General features: G+C 54.0%; 31 protein-coding genes and 1 pseudogene. 19 read left to right on the plus strand and 13 right to left on the minus strand.

The window, feature by feature from the left end; genetic code table 11:
• Position 1: 1 nt before the first annotated feature.
• The 9 genes from ACVBEG_RS14960 to ACVBEG_RS15000 form a co-directional block, all read right to left on the minus strand.
• A complete protein-coding gene (locus ACVBEG_RS14960) occupies positions 2–1,282 on the minus strand; it encodes a tyrosine-type recombinase/integrase (RefSeq protein ID WP_447107948.1) in 1,281 nt (426 codons plus the stop codon).
• Positions 1,279–1,710, minus strand: a complete 432-nt coding sequence (locus ACVBEG_RS14965; RefSeq protein WP_447107949.1) for a VRR-NUC domain-containing protein — start codon at positions 1,708–1,710, stop codon at positions 1,279–1,281. Before ACVBEG_RS14965 ends, ACVBEG_RS14960 begins: the two co-directional genes overlap by 4 nt.
• Positions 1,707–2,078 carry a Ref family recombination enhancement nuclease gene (locus ACVBEG_RS14970; RefSeq protein ID WP_447107950.1) on the minus strand — a complete coding sequence of 124 codons (372 nt, stop codon included), beginning with the start codon at positions 2,076–2,078 and terminating at the stop codon, positions 1,707–1,709. The genes ACVBEG_RS14965 and ACVBEG_RS14970 overlap by 4 nt, the downstream gene beginning before the upstream one ends.
• The gene (locus ACVBEG_RS14975) at positions 2,075–2,278 is read right to left on the minus strand and encodes a hypothetical protein (protein WP_322217318.1); all 204 of its coding nucleotides are present in this window, start codon (positions 2,276–2,278) and stop codon (positions 2,075–2,077) included. The genes ACVBEG_RS14970 and ACVBEG_RS14975 overlap by 4 nt, the downstream gene beginning before the upstream one ends.
• Positions 2,271–3,059: a hypothetical protein gene (locus ACVBEG_RS14980; RefSeq protein WP_447107951.1), complete on the minus strand. Its 789-nt coding sequence runs from the start codon at positions 3,057–3,059 to the stop codon at positions 2,271–2,273. Before ACVBEG_RS14980 ends, ACVBEG_RS14975 begins: the two co-directional genes overlap by 8 nt.
• Positions 3,052–3,915 (minus strand): helix-turn-helix domain-containing protein, encoded by an 864-nt coding sequence (locus ACVBEG_RS14985; RefSeq protein ID WP_447107952.1) that lies wholly within the window; start codon positions 3,913–3,915, stop codon positions 3,052–3,054. The genes ACVBEG_RS14980 and ACVBEG_RS14985 overlap by 8 nt, the downstream gene beginning before the upstream one ends.
• Complete coding sequence (locus tag ACVBEG_RS14990; protein WP_447107953.1) at positions 3,912–4,613, minus strand: phage antirepressor KilAC domain-containing protein; 702 nt, start codon at positions 4,611–4,613, stop codon at positions 3,912–3,914. Before ACVBEG_RS14990 ends, ACVBEG_RS14985 begins: the two co-directional genes overlap by 4 nt.
• A 69-nt stretch (positions 4,614–4,682) precedes the next feature.
• Positions 4,683–5,108, minus strand: a complete 426-nt coding sequence (locus tag ACVBEG_RS14995) for a phage regulatory CII family protein (protein WP_447107954.1) — start codon at positions 5,106–5,108, stop codon at positions 4,683–4,685.
• Positions 5,109–5,248: 140 nt separating this feature from the next.
• Positions 5,249–5,482: a Cro/CI family transcriptional regulator gene (locus ACVBEG_RS15000; protein ID WP_447107955.1), complete on the minus strand. Its 234-nt coding sequence runs from the start codon at positions 5,480–5,482 to the stop codon at positions 5,249–5,251.
• A gap of 65 nt (positions 5,483–5,547) precedes the next feature.
• On the opposite strand from ACVBEG_RS15000, the gene ACVBEG_RS15005 reads away from it, so the two are divergent.
• The 12 genes from ACVBEG_RS15005 to ACVBEG_RS15060 all read left to right on the plus strand — a co-directional run bounded on the left by ACVBEG_RS15005 (position 5,548) and on the right by ACVBEG_RS15060 (position 13,962).
• On the plus strand, positions 5,548–6,420 hold the full coding sequence (locus tag ACVBEG_RS15005; RefSeq protein WP_447107956.1) for a S24 family peptidase: 873 nt from the start codon (positions 5,548–5,550) through the stop codon (positions 6,418–6,420).
• 117 nt (positions 6,421–6,537) lie between these two features.
• Positions 6,538–7,182: a BRCT domain-containing protein gene (locus tag ACVBEG_RS15010; RefSeq protein WP_447107957.1), complete on the plus strand. Its 645-nt coding sequence runs from the start codon at positions 6,538–6,540 to the stop codon at positions 7,180–7,182.
• A gap of 41 nt (positions 7,183–7,223) precedes the next feature.
• Entirely contained in the window at positions 7,224–7,448 is a 225-nt protein-coding gene (locus tag ACVBEG_RS15015; RefSeq protein ID WP_447107958.1) for a hypothetical protein, read from the plus strand.
• The gene (locus tag ACVBEG_RS15020) at positions 7,449–7,715 is read left to right on the plus strand and encodes a hypothetical protein (protein ID WP_447107959.1); all 267 of its coding nucleotides are present in this window, start codon (positions 7,449–7,451) and stop codon (positions 7,713–7,715) included. It begins immediately after the preceding gene.
• 10 nt (positions 7,716–7,725) lie between these two features.
• Entirely contained in the window at positions 7,726–7,965 is a 240-nt protein-coding gene (locus ACVBEG_RS15025; RefSeq protein WP_447107960.1) for a hypothetical protein, read from the plus strand.
• A 146-nt stretch (positions 7,966–8,111) separates the two neighbouring features.
• A complete protein-coding gene (locus ACVBEG_RS15030; RefSeq protein ID WP_447107961.1) occupies positions 8,112–8,315 on the plus strand; it encodes a hypothetical protein in 204 nt (67 codons plus the stop codon).
• A 62-nt stretch (positions 8,316–8,377) separates the two neighbouring features.
• Positions 8,378–8,617, plus strand: a complete 240-nt coding sequence (locus ACVBEG_RS15035) for a hypothetical protein (RefSeq protein ID WP_447107962.1) — start codon at positions 8,378–8,380, stop codon at positions 8,615–8,617.
• 279 nt (positions 8,618–8,896) lie between these two features.
• Positions 8,897–10,015, plus strand: coding sequence for an AAA family ATPase (locus ACVBEG_RS15040; RefSeq protein WP_447107963.1), 1,119 nt, complete (start codon positions 8,897–8,899; stop codon positions 10,013–10,015).
• Between the two features lies 1 nt (position 10,016).
• On the plus strand, positions 10,017–12,251 hold the full coding sequence (locus ACVBEG_RS15045; protein WP_447107964.1) for a S8 family serine peptidase: 2,235 nt from the start codon (positions 10,017–10,019) through the stop codon (positions 12,249–12,251).
• Between the two features lie 204 nt (positions 12,252–12,455).
• Positions 12,456–12,668 (plus strand): hypothetical protein, encoded by a 213-nt coding sequence (locus ACVBEG_RS15050; RefSeq protein WP_447107965.1) that lies wholly within the window; start codon positions 12,456–12,458, stop codon positions 12,666–12,668.
• Between the two features lie 171 nt (positions 12,669–12,839).
• Positions 12,840–13,181 carry a helix-turn-helix domain-containing protein gene (locus tag ACVBEG_RS15055; RefSeq protein ID WP_447107966.1) on the plus strand — a complete coding sequence of 114 codons (342 nt, stop codon included), beginning with the start codon at positions 12,840–12,842 and terminating at the stop codon, positions 13,179–13,181.
• Between the two features lie 304 nt (positions 13,182–13,485).
• Positions 13,486–13,962: a hemerythrin domain-containing protein gene (locus ACVBEG_RS15060; RefSeq protein WP_447107967.1), complete on the plus strand. Its 477-nt coding sequence runs from the start codon at positions 13,486–13,488 to the stop codon at positions 13,960–13,962.
• 62 nt (positions 13,963–14,024) lie between these two features.
• Here the strand turns inward: ACVBEG_RS15060 and ACVBEG_RS15065 are convergent, their stop codons facing one another.
• The 4 genes from ACVBEG_RS15065 to ACVBEG_RS15080 all read right to left on the minus strand — a co-directional run bounded on the left by ACVBEG_RS15065 (position 14,025) and on the right by ACVBEG_RS15080 (position 15,727).
• The gene (locus tag ACVBEG_RS15065) at positions 14,025–14,312 is read right to left on the minus strand and encodes a type II toxin-antitoxin system RelE family toxin (RefSeq protein ID WP_447107968.1); all 288 of its coding nucleotides are present in this window, start codon (positions 14,310–14,312) and stop codon (positions 14,025–14,027) included.
• Positions 14,302–14,589 (minus strand): type II toxin-antitoxin system Phd/YefM family antitoxin, encoded by a 288-nt coding sequence (locus tag ACVBEG_RS15070; RefSeq protein WP_447107970.1) that lies wholly within the window; start codon positions 14,587–14,589, stop codon positions 14,302–14,304. The genes ACVBEG_RS15065 and ACVBEG_RS15070 overlap by 11 nt, the downstream gene beginning before the upstream one ends.
• A gap of 114 nt (positions 14,590–14,703) precedes the next feature.
• Positions 14,704–15,015 carry a DUF1654 domain-containing protein gene (locus tag ACVBEG_RS15075; RefSeq protein WP_447107971.1) on the minus strand — a complete coding sequence of 104 codons (312 nt, stop codon included), beginning with the start codon at positions 15,013–15,015 and terminating at the stop codon, positions 14,704–14,706.
• A gap of 529 nt (positions 15,016–15,544) precedes the next feature.
• A complete protein-coding gene (locus ACVBEG_RS15080) occupies positions 15,545–15,727 on the minus strand; it encodes a hypothetical protein (protein ID WP_447107972.1) in 183 nt (60 codons plus the stop codon).
• Here ACVBEG_RS15080 and csrA point away from each other — a divergent pair.
• The 7 genes and pseudogenes from csrA (at position 15,726) to ACVBEG_RS15115 (ending at position 19,306) form a co-directional block, all read left to right on the plus strand.
• Positions 15,726–15,914: a carbon storage regulator CsrA gene (gene csrA, locus ACVBEG_RS15085; protein WP_322217335.1), complete on the plus strand. Its 189-nt coding sequence runs from the start codon at positions 15,726–15,728 to the stop codon at positions 15,912–15,914. The genes ACVBEG_RS15080 and csrA overlap by 2 nt on opposite strands.
• A 69-nt stretch (positions 15,915–15,983) precedes the next feature.
• The gene (locus ACVBEG_RS15090; protein ID WP_322217337.1) at positions 15,984–16,418 is read left to right on the plus strand and encodes a tellurite resistance TerB family protein; all 435 of its coding nucleotides are present in this window, start codon (positions 15,984–15,986) and stop codon (positions 16,416–16,418) included.
• A gap of 2 nt (positions 16,419–16,420) precedes the next feature.
• On the plus strand, positions 16,421–16,591 hold the full coding sequence (locus ACVBEG_RS15095; RefSeq protein WP_447107973.1) for a hypothetical protein: 171 nt from the start codon (positions 16,421–16,423) through the stop codon (positions 16,589–16,591).
• Between the two features lie 828 nt (positions 16,592–17,419).
• A complete protein-coding gene (locus ACVBEG_RS15100; RefSeq protein WP_447107974.1) occupies positions 17,420–17,707 on the plus strand; it encodes a hypothetical protein in 288 nt (95 codons plus the stop codon).
• Complete coding sequence (locus ACVBEG_RS15105) at positions 17,704–18,018, plus strand: hypothetical protein (protein WP_447107975.1); 315 nt, start codon at positions 17,704–17,706, stop codon at positions 18,016–18,018. Before ACVBEG_RS15100 ends, ACVBEG_RS15105 begins: the two co-directional genes overlap by 4 nt.
• Positions 18,019–18,112: 94 nt before the next feature.
• Positions 18,113–18,453: pseudogene (locus ACVBEG_RS15110) on the plus strand (hypothetical protein).
• Between the two features lie 37 nt (positions 18,454–18,490).
• Positions 18,491–19,306 carry a YfdQ family protein gene (locus ACVBEG_RS15115; RefSeq protein ID WP_447107976.1) on the plus strand — a complete coding sequence of 272 codons (816 nt, stop codon included), beginning with the start codon at positions 18,491–18,493 and terminating at the stop codon, positions 19,304–19,306.
• Positions 19,307–19,314: the final 8 nt, after the last annotated feature.

The raw sequence follows: 19,314 nt of genomic DNA on the forward strand, positions 1-19,314 counted from the left end.
TTTAAACCTCGCCTATGGTGGTGTTGGCAACTGCGCCAGAGACCACGCCATCCGTGGGCTGTAGCTGATTATCAGAATCTTCGAATCTAAAGCCGGTCAATGCGTGAATCAGGTCAAAGCCCTTCCCGTCTAGATGGGCGTTCCACTTCTTCAGGGCATCACGCTTGCGGGCCATCACGCCCGACTGGACGTAAACCTTCACGTTGTGGCCCATGGCATGGTTGATCAGCAGCTCACCAATCAGGTGATCGATCCCGATGTCTGCCCAGCAGGTGCGAGCCAGTTTGCGCAGGTCATGGCTGGTCCACTCACCCTTCCCTACCCGAGCGAATACCGCACTGGCCCGGCCCTCGCTGAGACCTTCACCGCCGCGACCGGGGAACAGGAACTGCCCGTCGTAGCCAGCGGCCTGCTGTTTGTCGCGGTACCAGATCAGCAATTGCCGCACCTGGTCTGTCAGTGGCAGATGATGCTCAACGCCGGTCTTGGTGTTCTCGCTGGGAATGAACCACTCGCGCTCAGCCAGGCTGATGTGAGACCACCGGGCCTGCCGGGTTTCGCCAATGCGTGTGCCATGGCAAAGCATCATCATGGCCAGCATGCCGTCATGGGGATTGGACGCGATGACCTCGGCCAGATGGTGAAGCAGGTCCTGCAATTGAGTGCCGCGAAGCCTGGACGCCTTGATGCCGACCTTAGCTGTAGAGAAGTCCTTGAACTTCATGTCCTTCATCGGATTGGCCGAGATCAGACGCAGCTTGAATGCCTGCCGGAAGGCCAGCGCAAGCAGCTGGAATGCGGATCGAACGTAGTCGATTTCAACGGTTTGCTGCATCGGCCAAATTAAGCGGCTGTCCAGCGTGGCTTTGTCGATGCTGGCCAAGGCTACTTCTCCCAAGCATGGTACGAGGTGACGCCTGAGCATCGACGCACTTGTGTCCTTGCGCTTTTTCGACAGGCTTCGGTCGCGCGAATACCGCTCGGCAAACCAATCAAGCAGCTCACCTGTGGTCGCCCATTTGGATAGTGTTGAGTTGGCACCTGCCTCGATGCGAAGGCGAATGCCCGGAAGCGCTGCTACCACCTGCTTTGCTGTCAGATCAGGGAAGCTGCCGACGAGGTTCCATTTCCCCTTGCGCACCAGGTACCACGACGCACGGGCGCGGTCCCGAGTGAAACGCAGGTACAGCCCGCGATTCTCAACATCGCGCAAATCCCGGACATCACCGGAGACCTGCCGCTTGATCTCGGCATCGGTGATCTTTACGGCGACGGTGCTCATGCGGCCACCACGGTACGGGGCTGTTTCAGATAGGCACCGATCACGTCGAGCGCCTCGCGGTGCCCACGGCATACGACGGCGAGATAGCCCTGCTCATTGAACGTATGAAGGCAGGCATCTTGCTGGGGAGAGACCGGAGAATCGTGCGGCGGCGTGGCTTTGAATTCGATCAGCAGGCCAAAATATCCGCCCCGTGCCATTGGTAAAACCAGATCGGGGATCCCCGCTTTGACGCCCTGCTTTTTCAACTCAATGGCCACCAGCTTGTGCCGGTGTCCGCCATTGGGCACATGGAAAATCAGCTTGGAGGCCATCGGGTGCCGCAACGCCAGTTCGAGCAGAAGCGTTTTCTGCTCCATGCCCTCCCAGTCGATAGGCTTGGCCCGTGCGACCTTGACCTTGAACGGCTTGATGACCAGGGGCTTCACGCTTCCACCTCCGAACCATCTAGCCAAGCGAGGAAGCCCGCCGGCACATCTTGGCCAGCCTCGGCGATGAACTTGGCGCAGAAGTTCAGCAGTTCCGATTGCTTTCCGTATGCCTCTTCAAACTGCACCTTTTGCCCGTGCACAGCGTAACCGGGGAAGCCCTCGGCGCCGTAACCATGCTGGTGGTGTCCGGCGCACAGCGGCAGCACATACCAGTGCGCGCGCGGCTTGGTGCGGCCGTCGACATGGTGAATGCTGCTCTGGTCGTTGTAGATATCCTGGCCGACGCGGCACGCGACGCATCCGATGGTCTGTACCAGCATGCTGTGCCAGCGCTTCTGCTGGGCAGTGACGGAACGGCCTTTCATACCTTCTCTCCGGTGACGATATCGATTACTTCAAAGGTGCTTGGCCACAGCGCGCGGCCAAATTGAACGGCGACGGAGCGATGTTCAAAAAGACCCACGGCGCGGTCGGGCTTGTCGGTGAGATCCCACTTGTAGCCGCAGCAGTGCACCGCGAAGCGGTAATCGGCAGGATTGGTATTGGCGAGGCGCTGATCAGACATGAGCGTCTTCCTTTGCAAGGGCGGCGATTGCCTGCTGAGACAAAAAGGCCCGGCGCGCGGCGAACTCCTGCTCGGCTTTTTCACGAGCCTCTTTCTTCCGCTCATCGCTGACACCTCGCATTTCGAGCATGCTGGCTTTGATGCCTTTCAGCTTTTCCCTTATCGCGGCAGTTGGCTTCACGACTTGCCCGGTAATCAATCCAGCGAGCGCGCGACCGTCTTCAGTGATCGGCTCATGACTCAAATCAGCCAGGTAAAGCCGGCCGCGCTCTTGCGGAATGCGTTGCATCTGCACAGCAGCGTTTATGGCTTCGACTCGGCGATTTGCATCAAAGCCGATGGAGACATGCCAATTGACTGACTTGGTTTCGGCCCGGGCCCGGGTCACAAGCCGTTCGTAAGCATTGATGAATGCCATGCGGGCACCGACCTTGTCGCCAAGACTCAACACAGGGCGGGCCGCAGCGAGTGCAATCTGAATCTCGTCGGTCATCACCACAGTGTCGAATTCATCGTTGGAGGCCAGCGCAATAGCCCATGCCTCGTCCTTGTCCGGGCGGCCATCGGCTGCTTCGATTCGCGACAAAATGTCCGACATCGTCAACTTCCCACGAACCTCTTTCCGGCAAGCCTTCAATGCCCTTTCGATCAAGCCCAATGGGTGCTCACTCAAATCGACTGCCATGATTGCTGCTGCGTTTGGACTCAACGTCACGCCCATCGCTTCGGCGGTCCCGCAGAGAAGATCGATCGCCAGATCCAGCTCGTTCTGGTTAAGCATTGCCGGTACCACGCTTACGCAACATTGCTTTGGCCTGTTCGGCCGTCGACATGTTCGCCTGGGTGTTTTCCATCTGCTTGGCAGTAGTGCCATTGATCTGGGTATTGGTAGCCCACTGGGTCCGATAAGCCTCAGCCTTTGCCAGCAGCGAACCCATGTCGTGGCAAGCGCGGATGAGGTAAGAGTCGTTGATCGAGACGTAGTACTCGGCCACAAATCGAGCCTCGTCGGCACCGAGCCGCTTCAGCAAGTTATTGATCTGGGTGTTCACCGTCGCATTGCGAACTGGTTCGGTGCTGTAGCGGTTGAAGTACGCTTCGGCGTAACTGATCCAGATTCCCCGGCAGGCTTCCTGGCGATCAGCCTCGATTTTTGCCTTGGTGCGTTTTTCCTGATCAGGGTCGATCAGTCCACTTTTGCCCTGCCCGACTAGGGCTGGGAAAGAAGATGGTGGTTCTACTGACGGATCAATGGCGGTTCTATTACGGTTCTGGGTGCAACCACTGCGGGGGGGTGGTGCATCATTTGCGGGGGACGGGCGCAGCGATTGCGGGGGCTCTCCCGCACCATCTGCGGGGCGCATATCCTGCGGGGGTGCAAATGCTGCCGGGGTTATGGTGTACATAGTCGAGCGGCCCATTCGCTCCCGAACCGAAAGCACGCCAGTCGAGCAGAGCCATTTGATTGCGCTTTGAACGGTGCGCTCAGCCAGGCAGGTTCTTTGCCCAATCTTGGCGACTGACGGCCAGCACACGCCTTCATCGTTAGCGTTGTCGGAGAGAGAGATCAATACGGATTTTTGAGCAGGGCTCATGCCCTGGAGCGGCCAGCAGGCACTCATGATGATGGTGCTCACAGGGGCGTTCCTAGGATTTGTTCGGCCAGGGTGGTGATGCCGCGGCGAGTGACCATGACTTGCTCGACGACTTTGAGTTCTTCTGGATTGCCGCCGACCTTCACCAGCTTGTGCTCGAGCAGACCGCTGGATAGCCGTGGCTGGAAAGCAGACCAACTGGCGTGACTGGCCCGACGATAGATCCAACGGTTGTCGCTCAGCCACGTGAACAGCCGCATAGGTGCCACCCCAAGCTGCTTGGCGGCATTGGTGATGCAGACGGAACCATGGGTATTGGCAAGGCGATTCAACGCCTCGACCTTCGGCGCCTGCTTCTGGATGACTGCCTGAAGCTGAAGATTATGCTCGGCCTGGTCGGCGGCGAGTCGGAGGGCTTCCGGAAGTGTTTGTGGAACCGTGACAACCTGTCGTGACACGTTTTCGAGTTCGCTCAAACGTGTCACGACACGATAGCGAAGCGGGATGCTGTAGCCGGTCAGAAGCGTTTCCGTCAGCAGGCGATCAAGACGAAACTCGGCGGTGTAATCCCGGCCATCCTTGATCTCGTGGAGATGGCGCAGATCTGCGCCATCCGACTCCAGCGCTTTCCGCATCGCGCGAACATCACGGATCACGTCTTTATGCTGTTTACCTGTGAGTTCGGCGATTTCCCGGCTACTCATGGTTACCGTGTTGCTTGATGTGGTGATCGTGTTCATAATGGCCCCACGTTGATACACCGTTGTTGAAGAAGCCGACCTCGCCGTCGGCTTTTTTGTGTCTGAAATTCAGGCAGCCTTCAGCGATTCGCGCAGAACGTTCAGCGCGTCGATGGCTTCCAAAATGGCTTTATCGCCCTGGGCTTTTTCGTGCTGACTGATGTGGTTATCAGCCGTGGCATCAAAGATAAGCCGGCCCACGTCTCCGCATTCGGCGGACAGGAAGCCAAGCGCAGTCAGGAGTGGTTTTGGTGCCGGGCGCTGACGCGACACCAGGTCAAAACCGAAGCTGTCGGCCCATGCGATCAGGGGCCGAAAGTCTTGGGTGAACTTCATGATCCGGTGTAGCTCCGGAACATTCATGCTATGGCTGTCGTAGTCTGGATTCGCCTTCTGCGACAGAAGCGTCCTAGATGTGAAGCTGGCACCTTCGGCGATCTTCTTGGTTCCGAATTCATCCACTACGTCATAGATCGCTCTCATCAATGCCTGCATGTAACACCTCTAAATTTGTTACGTGGCTTGATGCCACTAGTTCCGCGATCATTTGCTTACTGAAATTGATCAAGGACGCATCCGTGACCAAACCATCCGAAGCGCAAGGAAAAGCTGCTCCTTGCTTTGGTTAAATTGGTTTAAGCGGCTGATTTTTGAGAGGGAAACGGGCGCTGCTCTTGAGCCTGAAAACTTCCATCTGGAAGCTCGAGCACGCGGATGTCCCGTTTCGCTGATAGGGCTTTGTGAATGGCTGGGGCTGTTACCCGAAGAAGCCGTGCGGCTTCGGACTGCCCTTTGTCAGCCACGAACCTATCGAGGGAAGTCTCATTCATGGTCACGCCTCTGCTGGATATGAGGCAGATATTAACCATCTGTTAATTATTAATCAATACCGATGGTTTCTTCTTATTTTTAACCATTGGTATAAATTCGCGCCATGACGAAAAAACGAATACTCCCGCCCGACCGACTTGCTGAGTGCAAGGCGGCACATGACCTGTTTTTGGCGAAGAAAAACGAGCTGAAGCTTAGTCAGAAGAAAATTGCCGATGAAGCCGGCATGACGCCGGCTGCGGTAAATTTGTACTTCAAGGGCATAAATCCACTGAACACGCAGTTCGCAGCAGTGCTCTCGCGAATGCTTCAGGAGCCCGTTGAGAGGTTCAGTCCGCGCTTGGCAGATGAAATCGAATCACTGACCAGTACGACTAAGCCAGCCGCTACGCAGTCATCTGCCGATATCGTCCAGCAGATGCTTGCCAAGCATGGCAAGAATCTTACGGAGGACACCAGGCAGAAGATTGCCGATGCGGTCCAGGAAACAGTGATTAGTGTGAGCAGCGGAAATGTGATCGTTGCCGACTTCTCCCGCCATGGCCTGGTCGGTGACGAAATCCGAATCGCGCACTACGACATCCGTGGCTCCATGGGTAGCGGGCAGAAAGCAGCTGATTTCCCAGAGATGCTCAAGGACGTGCGCGTCAGCCAGAAGCATCTACGCGAGCTGGGAGTTGAATACGAGGATTACAACTACCTCAAACTGGTGACCGGCTGGGGCCAGTCGATGGAGCCCACCATCAAGCATCGTGATCCTCTGATTGTAGACATCAGCATTCGCGACTTCGTTGGCGATGGCATCTATCTATTTGCCTGGGATGACTTGCTCTACATCAAGCGTCTCCAGGCGACGGATTCAGATAATTTCGAGATGATCTCGGACAATACTCACCATAGAGCCAAGCCGATCAGGCGTGACGACACACACATTCTGGCTCGCGTGCTACTGGTGTGGAATGCCCATCTAGTCTAGCACCGCATACTGGCCAGGTGACCTGGCGCGGCGGGAAGTTATAGGCCGTAGCGTACCCCCTGGGAAAGACTCGGATTCGACCTCGGCAGTAAGTATTTATAATTCAAGGATGATCATATGACTGATATGCATGGTGAATTTGAAAGCAGCAAATACTTTCATAGTGCGAGGATCGATAGGCGCTCAGCTGACGCATTGGTTGGCTTAGCTGCCGGACTTGCAGCCGATGGCGTTGTCTCTACGTCTGAGGGGCTGTTCCTCAAGGACTGGCTCGAGACCAACCTGGCCCACCTTGATGATCCAGTGATCAATTTGTTATATGCCCGCCTCTCAAACATGCTCTTGGATGGAGTGCTTGATGCGGACGAATCAATTGAGTTGATAGGACTATTACAGAGCTTTTCTGGCTTGAGCATCAAGAAACCAAAGCCTAGCGATCAGAGGCATGCAACACCCAATGACTTACCCTTCAATTCGCCCGAGCCTGACTTGACGTGGAATGGCCGGCTGTTCGTATTCACTGGAATCATGGCCTACGGCCCACGGAAAGACTGTCAGATACTGGTAGAGGAGCGCGGCGGAATTATTGGAGGTGGCGTTAGCAAGAAAATCCACTATCTGGTTGTCGGAAGTGTCGGGAATGAGCAGTGGCGTCACAGTAGTTACGGGGTGAAAATCATGAAGGCTGTAGAGCTACGCCAAGCCGGCTCCCCTATAGCTATCATCGGCGAACACCAATGGCAGCGAGCCCTGTTCGAATAAGCGCGAGCGGTGTGGGAATTTGTAAAATCAGGAGGGTGATTGTGAGTACCGAGATTGCTAGGGCACACATGATTTCCGAGCTTTCCAGGCTCGCGGAAGAGTTCGAGTTTTCTGCGGCAGGCTTGAGCGCGCTCAGGAAAGCGGAGGGATTAATTGATACAGAATCAGCAGACCTGATAAGTCAGCTTCTTTACACCTCCTCCCAGCTGAGGGCTCTTGCTGATGCAGCCGAAAAGGGCATCAAGGATCAGAGCAAGGCTGAGTAAATGGCGCGACGGGAATTCGTAGCTGATCTGGCGCAAGGATTGATAGGCATGGCACATTCACCTCAATACCAGATAGCAGAATCCGTTCGTACCATTGAGATCGAGGTGGGCAAGCTGCTTGACTTGGCCGCAATGCTTAAAGAGGCTGGCAATGAAAACCTGGCTGCGGATGTCTCGACCCAGGCGCATAAGCTTCTTGGGGCTGCGGTAGCGCTCAGAATGGCTACTGCAGAAGGAATGCCGGGCTGGCACGGCGGAGATTTGTAGGGATGTCGCAATGGCCATGAACAAACCAACGCAATACATGCGGCGTGATCTCAAGAAGGTCGCCGGAACGCTAAAGTGGTCCTCGGTCGATCTTTTGGGCATTGCTGTCCGCCTGAGCGAGGCTGGCATTGAGGATGAGGCTAAGGAGATCCTGAAGCTGGTTCAAGGCTTCAATGAGGCTGAGGAAGTGTTGCTTGGGTACACGAAAGAAATCGGCACGGGACTGATCGTCAAGGCGAGTACTCACTAACCGAAAAAATATGCCTCACCTCCGCTGAACGGGCGCACCAGATCACATCGGACAAAATTTCATCGATTAGCCCAAGCATTTTGGCGGGCGACGTATTCGCGCTAAAAATTGAAAGACAAAGCAATGCCCTGCAGAAGGGTTACTGAATGCCGAAGAAACAACCGGAAAGTAAAGTTGCAGTGACTGCTGCTGAAATTGAGCGCTCTATCCAGGCCCTGAACAAAATGGCGGAACGCCTTTGGGGAGATGGTCGAGAGGCTGAGGCGAAAGCTCTCCTTGACGCCTTGGACGCATTAAACCGGGCGCTTGATCGAATCAGGATTGGAGAGAGTAGAAGGATTCTCCATTGAGGGTACAACTTAGCTGGCGGCTGGCGGCTGATTTCAATGGACGGGGATTTGTAGGACGTCGAATGACCATGAACAAACCAACGCAAGACATGCGGCGCGATCTCAAGAAGGTCGCCGGAACGCTAAAGTGGTCCTCAGTCGATCTTTTGGGCATTGCTGTCCGCCTGAGTGAAGCTGGCGTTGAGGATGAGGCTAAGGCGATCCTGAAGCTGGTTCAAAGCTTCAATGAGGCTGAGGACGTGCTGCTTGGGTACACGAAAGAAATCGGCACGGGACTGATCGTCAAGGCGAGCACCCACTAACCAACGCAAATCGTCGAGTCGCTGAGCCTGGCCAAGAACGATCCAGACGCCCAGGCAGTGCTACGCATGTGCATGATATTCGTTGCAGGCGAAAGCAAGCTGAATGGATATGCGAGGTGGCTGATGTCGGACTAATTTTTGCGGGGAAAGGCATAATAGCTGACACTCCAACCACCTAACCAAAATACGAAAACCCTTAACAAACAACCCATAATTCTTGACATTAAAGGCTGCAAAGCAGACAGTTCAAGGCTGAAAATCAAAAACCGGGTCTGAACTGTGGAACCACTTGTAGAAATCCAGGGGCAAGACCTTGTATCCCTAATAAATGCGGCACTTGAAGCCAATTACACCGATGTGCGCAAGCTAGGAAGCAAGCTAGCCTCCCAAATCGGCCGAACGGATATCGGGACTGCGCAGCAAATCAAATCATCATTAAAAAAAAGAGGAGTGCCACTTCGCACCTCTGGATATACAGAAAGCTTGCCTACCGACCCCAAATCCAGAATCCCCCTAGTCGAGGAGCAGCCTTGGCCAGTTACACCCATATTCCTCGAAGACAATCTTAAATCTACATTTAAAGCATACATCAGCGACATCAAGAACCATGAAAAACTAGCATTACACGGTCTCACAGGAAAATCTAACCTTCTTATGTCGGGTCCTCCTGGAACGGGAAAAACATTGGTTGCTGGGCATATTGCATCGCAACTAGGGCTTCCCTTGTATATCGTTCGACTTGACTCGCTGGTATCTTCTCTCCTTGGCGACACAGCAAAAAATATAAGAAACGTATTTGACTATGTTCCGCAGATGGGCGGCGTTCTTTTTCTAGACGAGTTTGATGCTATTGCTAAGGTTAGAGATGACAAGCACGAGCTAGGCGAACTTAAAAGAGTTGTAAATACACTCATCCAAGCGATAGATGCGCTTGATGATCATGCAATATTAATTGCCGCCACCAACCACTCAGAGTTGTTAGACAGGGCGATTTGGCGACGATTCCCTTATAAAATGCATTTTTCTTTACCGTCCCTTGAACTAAAAAAACACTTATGGAACTACTTTCTTTTCAAAGATAGCGGATCAGATGCTGACCTCAATATGCTGGCTAAGCTTTCGGCAACTCTTTCGGGCGCCGATATCGAATCAATTGCTCTAGCCGCAAGAAGAGATGCTGTAATAAAGGATACGGAACTAGATATTGGGCATGCTTCTTTGTCGATCCTTGATCTAGAGATGAGAAGTGCAAGCTCTCCTTTTTCCGAATGCGACATATCCAGCAAGAAAAACGCTGCAAGATTTTTGCACTCTAAGTATGAACTGTCACAAGCAGACATAGGCAAAATCTTAAATCTAAGTAGACAAACAATAGCCGGTTACCTCAAGGAAAAATAAAATGGACACAGGGAAGCCACTAATAAATCCGGTGTTAAAATTCATGCGACAAGCGTCTCCATCAACGGTGTCGGGAGGCGGTAAAAGTGCAAAAAATATTGTGCTCGCTAGACTTCAGTCTCAGCAAGAAAATCTATCAGAGGCTGTCCTCAATCTAGATAAAAAAAATAAGACTGCTCATGATGGCATGACGCACCTGATTGCCAGGATGTTTGATGACTCTCACGCGCCTTCTTGGACACCAAGTGACGTTTTCGGCTTGAGTGCTGGCTGCAGAATCATTGCTCCAGCACATGAGGGTTATCTCATCGAGGTGGAAACGTCTGCATTTTCGACTTTGGCGAATAATATCAAGCGACCCCGGACCGTTAACGAAAAGGTTGACATATCAAGAGTAAGCGAAGTCAACCTTTTCGATTCAAACGAGGTAATGAGGAGCTTGCCCGTTACACAACTATGGAAAGAATCTAGAGACAATGGTGGTGACGGGTATTTTAATGTATGGCTATTGCCTTTTACTAATAAAGCGCCCCGGGAATCCGTAGCTAATAGCCTTCGTAATATTCATAAAAAGCATAAACTTAGTTTCGGGGACATTGAATTCTCCAACGCATTTAAAAAATCTGACAGCGTACCGATTACACAAGAAAATTCCGACACACTTTTCCTAGAATCGCTGCTGACGAACTATATTTTGCAGGGTCATGCTATTGCATCCATCCAGCTTCATACCGAAGCCGCGCTTTCAGATTTAGTCACGTCGGGATCCGTTTATCGTGTTGATCCAGTAGCACCAATCGGTTCGGTTTCTACACCAGGAGCCGGCGCTGAGCCTACCCCTCCGTCTCAAAAAAACAACCTACCGACTGTCTTGATAGTGGATGGCGGCACTAATGCATCAAGCTACCAACACCTTCAAACATCAAAGATTAATGTGCTCGTAAATGATTTCAATGCTGATATAAAGCACGGAAATCAGGTTACCTCGCTGATTTGTCACGCCCACTCTTGGAACAATAACAGATCTCTGCCCCAGCTAAATTGCAAGTTTATATCAGCCCAAGCAATTGCCAAAAGGTCAGCGGCAAAATCACCTTCACTCAATCAATTAATTTCATATTTAAAAGCTGTCGCCAAGGAAACTGGGCAACACTCAAAAGTCTGGAACATGTCGTTCAACCAAGAAAAACCTTCACTTTCCAAAACGGAGGTTAGTTACCTGGGGCATGAAATAAGTAAAATAGCGAGGGAATACGGAATTTTGCCGATCATCTCCATCGGCAACGTGCTTAAACTAGGGGACAAAGCCCTTTGCCCTCCTGCTGATTGTGAAGCTGCTTTAACCGTTAGTGGCCGAATTGCAAACGCAGACGGAACTCCAGGCGTAGCATGTAAGACTAGCCTAAAGGGGCCGGCTCCAGCGGGCATGATAAAACCGGATCTTTCGTGGTTTTCAACCCTTCGGATGATTGGCGGCGTGGTAGAGACGGGGACTAGCTTCAGCACCCCGCTAGTATCCGCGCTCGCGGCGCACACATTTAATAATCTTAAGGAGCCGACGCCTGACCTAGTTCGGGCGTTACTTATTAATACATCGGAACTTCACACGCACGACCAATCACTAGGCTGGGGCACACCTTGGAGCGCAGAAAGCTTGCCGTGGATGTGCGAAACCGGCGCAGTGACTCTAGCTTGGACAGCAAAAATTAAGCCTGGTTTTTCGTATTACTGGAACGACATTCCACTACCTGTAGATATGATTGAAGATGGAAAGCTAACTGGAACCATTGCGTTGACGGCAATACTTAAACCTGTCGTCTCCAACCTAACCGGACCAAATTATTTCTCGACTCGTCTTCAGGTCGCACTGCAAAGTACCACAAAGGCTGGAAGAACAGAAAACCTACTTGGTTCTATGAAGGAACATAAAGAGAAAGAGCTATCCGCCCGAGAAGACCTAGCAAAATGGAGTCCTATCCGCAGACATGTAAAAGAATTCTCATCGAAAACCTTGGGTAAAACAACAGCTCGACTACACGCACGAATATTCGCCCGAGATCTTTATCAGTTCCAAATGGCACACCATTCCGAGCTCGGAGATCAAGAAGTTTCATTTGTACTCACATTTAAAACCAATAAAACTGGTGAAGATATATACAACAACATGGTAACCGAGTTGGGTAGCGATATAGAAAGCGCTATTATTGAACAAAATATAAACCTAGAACTTCAATAACAGCTCGACGATTTTATTTTAAAGTCTTAGGCCCGGCCAAGCGCCGGGCTTTTCGTATATGCCTGGCCGTCATATATTCATCACACTAGCCGAGCACAGTACACCTCGCCAAAAGGACTTGGCACCATCGACACAGAGCCCGCTAGCATGCGGGCTTTTTGTTGTCTGCTGCTAAGCTTTCCTTTTTCAATGGAGAACCAAGCCATGGCAGACAAAGATCTTCTCCCTTCCCTGCTCTTCAAGCTCAACGAGAATCAGATCGCCCTGGAGGCTGCCATCATGGAGCTTGCGCTATGGGTTGAGCAACGCGGATCCACAGATGTCGGCGGGAACGTACGTGGGGCGCTGAGCACCATCGAGGACAACCTGGAGTTTATGACGCTCGGGATCGCTGAGCTTATGGGGCCGGAGCGATAGGCGCTTTCGTTAACTATCGTCTCGTCTTGCCCGCCTGTACGTCGCGCAGCTATCCGGACTGGCGCCGTATCCCCTATGCCTACCGCCCGACCTTTACTTGCGCTTAACACCATTGCAAGGCGCTGCTAAGCTGGAGAACACCCTTCAAAGCAGTGCATATGGAAGACAGCCATGACTGAGATAGGCGCACGCCTGAAAAGTGAGCGGATTCGGCTTAACCTGACCCAGCGGATGCTTGCGGATGTCGGCGGAGTCCAATCCAACGCGCAAGGTAAGTATGAGAGTGGTGAGCGATGTCCGAGAGCGGACTACTTGGCAAGGATATCCTCAGCAGGCATCGATGTTTTGTATGTGATCACGGGGTGCTACACCCCGCCGATTAACCCGTCAGAGCCGACCACCTTGTCCAGCATCGATGATTTTAGATCGAGCGTTTCCATGTTGTCCGACGCATTAGAGAGTTTGGTATCGGACCAGAGGCGACTCAAAGAGCCAGGTAAGCACCAGCGCTGATTATCAGCCGGAAGTAGAGGTTGATTCAGAAAACTGACCAAGACTTGAGTTAAGGCCTGCCACGCGCGGGCCTTTTGTTGTCCGCCCCTTCCTATGCCCGCTATTTGCAATACCGCGAAACATCCCTCGTGCAGCATGCATGAGCCCTTACTGCCATCACCGCGCCTAAGGCATTGAAAGTTAAGCTGATCGCTTATTGCTGCGATTGGCACAGGTAATGCTCCTCTGCCCAGGTACCCAGAAAAACAAAGCGGTGCCGGTATCCACTGGCCCACGTCATTCCGAGATAGATGAGGCAACCAAAATGAATGCCATCGATCTTTTAAAAGCTGACCACGTACGAGTAAAGGACATCCTCACTCAATTGAGCGAGTCGACTGATCGGGCCCAAAAAAAACGCACTGACCTGATAGCCAAGCTCGAAATGGAAATCACCATCCATACCAAGCTGGAAGAGGAGATCCTCTACCCCGCCTTCAAAGAAGCTGGTGGTAAAGAGCAGGAAGAAATGTATTACGAGGCCAAGGAAGAACACCGCACTGTCGACTCCCTGGTGCTCCCTGACCTCAAAGCAACAGACCCATCGACTCCTGAGTTTGCGGGTCGCACGAAGGTCGTTAAGGAGTTGCTTGAGCATCACATTGAGGAGGAGGAGACCGAGATGTTTCCTCAGGCTAAAAAGCTGCTCGGCAAGGAGATGCTGGATACATTGGGTGAGCAAATGGAAGTAATGAAGGCGGAGTACAAAAAAGGGCTCGGTGCTGGAAGCATCGCGGGATGAGTACCGCCAACTGACAAAGTTTTTATTAAAGCCCGGCCCAGCGCCGGGCTTTTCGTATCTGCCTACCGCTTCCCTGCCTGCTCATACACTGAGCTGCGCTCACGCTTACCGATAGCCAGCACCAGGATGACAATCCGCTCATCCTCAACGCGATACACCAGACGATAACCCGCCCCGCGCAGTTTGATCTTGTAGCAATCCTTGAGGCCGTGGAGCGCATCGCCGGGCACTCGCGGGTGACTCTGCCGCTCCTGAAGCTTTCGCAGAAACTGAAGGCGGACGGCGCCGTCGAGCTTTCGGAGTTCCTTCAGTGCCTTCGGGTCCCACTCAACGCCGTACTCATCGCTCATTAGCAATATCGGCCTCAGCCTCGCCAATGAGATCATCGAGAGACACTCGAACAGGCGTCTCGTTGCCGTCGATCCGCGCCTTAACTACTTGTGCCAACTCAAGGTCATCCAGGCGCTCAATCATCGCCTCGTAGACATCAGCCGGGACCATATAACCCATGACGCGGTTGTGGTTCAGTACAGCCACTGTCGCCCCACCCGCCCCGCTCAGCACGGCAGACGGGTTCTTTTTGAGCTCGGATACGCTGACGACCACATCAGCCAAGACGCTTTGCATAGAGAAGACTCCTGTAGAGGTCTTTATTTTGGTCTTTATTTTTCGTACGGGCAAGCACCCTGCCCGCCTGACCTGACCCATGAGCCCGCCACTGAGCGGGCTTTTTCACACCAGTCAGAAAGGGGCGGCCTCCTCCACCGGGTCGTCTACAGCCTCTATAGGACGATCCTCGTCTGCTATCGCCTCCCACTTCACCGTCACTGCGCCATCATCGTCAAAGGCGATGTCCAGCTCGTCCGTCTCCGATAAAACGCCCATCACCTCGTCCCACTCCCTGTCCCCGTCTGTATCAAGGCGATGGATCTTCACCCAGCGCTGAGCCTGCGCTGCGGGGTGATTGATCATCGATGAGACGCGCAGCCCTAGGCGCTCTACCCCGGACATCTCAACTCGTACTACTGACATCGCCTTCTGCGCCCTGCTCATGCCTATCTCCTAAAGCTGTATATCCATCCAGTCATAGCAAAAGCATACCGCACGCCAATCAAAATTAAATTAACCATCGGTATTGACGTATAAATATACCGATGGTTAACTACGTCCATCGCAGCGATACACCACCGCAGCGATAGGCCCTCATAAGGCTGCCGCTCTTTACTCAATCTGAAATCTTCGCGGATCGATCCCCGGCAACGGGCACAGCGCGAAACATAAATTTCGATCCCCATGCCAGCGCTGGAACTGGATATCGCGGGAGAACCCGCCGACTCAATGTCGTGATGAGCGCCAGTCAGCCAGGAACGCAGGGTTGGCCGCACAGGGCACGACAGAGAGACGCACCAAGGTCGCCACCTACCAGATCCAAGATGAGGGTTTTCACTGGCAAGGCGTGGACAGGTGACCAACCAATAGGAGGAACCAAGTCATGAAGTAGTTAGCGATTCACCCGTGTGACGCAGTAAGCCTGAAGGCTGCGTCCTGTACCTGGCAGGCAGCGGAAAGTGTGCCGTCGATGTCACCGCGCATCGGCCGAAAGGTAAGCCAGCCTGAGATACCCCGGATGACGACGCAACAAACCCAGGCTGTTGCCAGTAGCAAGCCTGGGCGCAACACGGACAGCTCGCTGATTCAAGCGAGCCATCTTCACCAGTACCGACGGATCGTCGGTAGCGGGAAGATAACCAAGGAGCAGGACCATGTTGATACTCACCCGTAAGCCAGGCGAAACCATCCGCATCAATGACGACATCAGCATCACGGTGATAAGCGTGCAAGGGCAGCAAGTGCGAGTTGGTATTTCGGCACCGGCGGATGTCGCTGTGCATCGCGAAGAGATCTACCAGCGCATCCAGGCAGAAAAACCAACGGCTGATAAAGCGGCCTGATTGGAAAGCATCACTAAAACGCCGGAGCGATCGGGCGTTTTGGGATGACCACCAACCAGAGGTAACACCATGTTAGGCAAATTGTTCGGCAAGAAAACCGGTCAGGCTCGCGCCGCAGTGGCCAAGCTGGCAAACCGCGATCTGATGGAGGCTGTGGTTTACGGAGCAATCTACGTCGCCGCAGCTGATGGCGATCTCGAAGAAAGCGAACTGAGCAAGGTTGAGACCATTCTCAGCAACAACCCCTCGCTGCAAGGCTTTGGCGCAGAGCTGTCGAACACCATCGACCGCGCCAAGACTGACTTCAAGTCAGGTGCACGCATCCTGCGCCAAAACGCGGAGAAAGAACTTGGCGACCTGGCTCACAGCCCAGCCGAAGCGCTGACCGTGCTCAACATCATGCTCACCGTGGCAGAAGCTGATGGCGAGATCGAACCAGCAGAAATGGTAGCGCTTGAGCGTAGCGCCAAGTTGCTCGGACTCAACCTTAAAGACCACCTGTAACCGTGCTGGGCGCGCGCAGCAATAAGGTTCGGCGCTGGGCGGCCTTCGGGCTTGCCGGTGGCGTGGTGTTCGTCGACTCGGCAAGTCGCATCTTCTCAATGGTAGGAGACCTGATCTTGGTGTCGCTTCTGCTGATAGTGCTGATGACCGGAAAGACCAAAGAGAAAACGTAAAGAGGGCGACAGCATGTTCAAGTTCTTGGCCAGGCTATTCAGCCGTAAGCCACCAGAAGCGATTCAAGCGAAACCGGAAACAAGGCAGGCGACTACACCAGTCAAGCCAACCCCACGGCCAACAGTTCGAACTGCATCACCCGTGCCGCCTCCGCCAATACGGCGTGGCGATTCACCTCGAGCCATGCCAGCAGCAGATCGGAGAAACGTAGACGACACGTTCAGCAACCCGCTAAATCCGGTGAGCACCATTATTTACAGCTCAAGCGACGATACACCGACCCGGTCGCACTGTAGCGGGTACAGCGGCGGCGACAGTTACAGCAGCAGTGACAGCTCGAGCTGTTCGTCGAGCGATAGCAGCTCTTCCAGCTCAAGCAGCAGCGACTGATCAGCCAGCGCCACGTCAGCCTGACGTTAACTGCCCGAGCACCTGGTACTCCCCAGCACCAGGCCGCATCGGAGATCGCTCGGCCCTCTGTCGTGATAGCAGGGTGGCCACCTTGCCCTGAGCTGGCGCGATAAATAGCGCCTTGTAAAGACGGGCAACACTCAGAGCGGATTCGAGCGATCTCCGATGCGGACGAAACTGCGGCCTATAACCGCCCACCTTCATCAATTCCGAACAACCCTAAGAGGATTTGCAGCCATGTAAACGTCAATTACCGGGTCCGCCATATGCGCGCCAGGTCAGGTTCACATACGGAGGTGTTAGTGAGCCAAACAGAGCCCAGTTTCGACTGGGCTTTTTATTACCCGCATTTATTCGAATGCGCCATCAGGTCGAGCCAGCATTCGAATAGACGTGAACCAACAAGAGGATCAGCCATGCACCCATCAATTCAGCAGAGAGTGGACGGCGTTAAAGCCCTTCACGTCCGCTCCAGTATCGCCACAGCAGCTTTCTACGCCTTGATTGGCAGGGACGCACCGGCACAAGCCGTTCGCTATCAGGTCACGACCAAGGGCCCGAAGGCATATCACATCATCGAGCTGTCGACCGGCAAGGTGAAGGGCTTCCGGTTTAGCTGGAAGGACGCGGTCAACTTCGCTCAGCAGCTCGAGGCAAAAGCCGACGGCGTCGTTGTTGTGCTGTCGGAAGGTGCACGGCAATGATCGGCGTACCAATGGCCGATCCTCGGCACAAGACCATCGCTGACCTCAGCGCCCAGATCGACTACTTCCTTGCTACCGGCAAGAAGATTCAGGACATACCGCGCGGCGTCAGCGCCAGCGCGACATTCTCCGGTACCACCACCTACTCCGAAAAGCTTAGGGCGCGGCGCGATGCCAAAGCACCTGAACTGAGAAAGCATGCCGATGCCGGGCTGACCGTTGCGGAAGCAGCAAAGGCCGTTGGCATCCACGTAAAAACCGTAGCCCTTATTGCCAGGGAAAACGGCTTCACCTTCAGCAAGAAGACCTGATGCGCCGGATCAACACCAAAGTGCACCGCCGTCGTCGACAACCTCAACTCAATCTTCCACCAAGCGGGCTCAACGCCCTCCCGGAGAATCATCCATGCCCATCGCAACCGATACCGCCGAGTTCCTCGAGGAGCTGAATGGCGGCGCCTTCGCCAGCCAGATCGGCCACGCCCTTTCCGAAGTCGCCGCAGGCGTTGTTGACCACGGCAAAGTCGGGAAGCTGGTCATCACCCTGGACTTCGCCCAGATCGGCGAATCGAGCCAGGTGAAGATCAAGCACAAGCTCGACTACAAGGTTCCGACCAAGCGCGGTACCCGCACACCAGTCTCGACACGCCGATGCACGTTGGCAGCGGCGGCAAGATCTCGCTGTTTGCCGAGAAGCACGACCAGCTGTTCACCCGCGAACAGGCGCCGATCAACCCGCGCACCTGATCCCTATTGCACCCCTTCCCCATAGAGACCTGAAAACATGTCGCTAACAGCAGAAGCAATTCAACTGATCACGGACACCGCGCTGATCGCCACAGCAAAAGCGCTGGATACGAACACTCCCACAGTGGTGTTGCCCGAAGGCGCGAAGATTGTCAGCCTTGAGCAGTACAGCGCAGGTCGCAGCCGTTTCCGTGGCACCTTCTCCACCAACTCGCTGCTCGATTTCGGCAAGTACGTCATCGACCGCAACGTCGCGGACGCCCAGGGCTTTATCAACCAGGACGAAATGACCTGCGCCGTGCTGTTCAACCTTGGCACGGAAGAAGTACCAGGCCACGCCGATGACCGCGCCGTGTTGAAGCTGAAAGCCACTGCTGGTTATCAGGCAGTGCAGGCGATCAGCGGCCGCGCAATGTCGCAGAAGGACATGAGCGATTGGATCGAGGACTGGCACAGCACGCTGTCGGCTGTTGGTGAAGACCTCCAGAACATCAGTCTGGTCAAAGCCATCGCGGCGGTGCGCACCATCTCAATCAAGGCCACTTCGGAAAGCGATCACACCGTCAGCGAAACCCGCGCCAGCCGTAGCGCAATGGATGCCATAGAGGCAACCAGCAAAGAAACGCTGCCCACGTCGCTGATCTTCTCGGTGGTGCCGTTCGAAGGCCTACAGCTGCGCGAGATCATTCTGCGCATTTCAGTCATCACCAGCGGTGCACAGCCAGCGCTGAAACTGCGCTGGGTTGGCGAAGAGGTTCAGCGCGAAGAGATCGCCCAAGAGTTCAAGTCGGTGCTCGAAGCGCAGGTAGGTGAAGCCGCCAAGCTGGCGCTGGGCACCTTCAACCCGAACTAATCACCACG

It is taken from the genome of Pseudomonas sp. GG8, assembly GCF_052976945.1.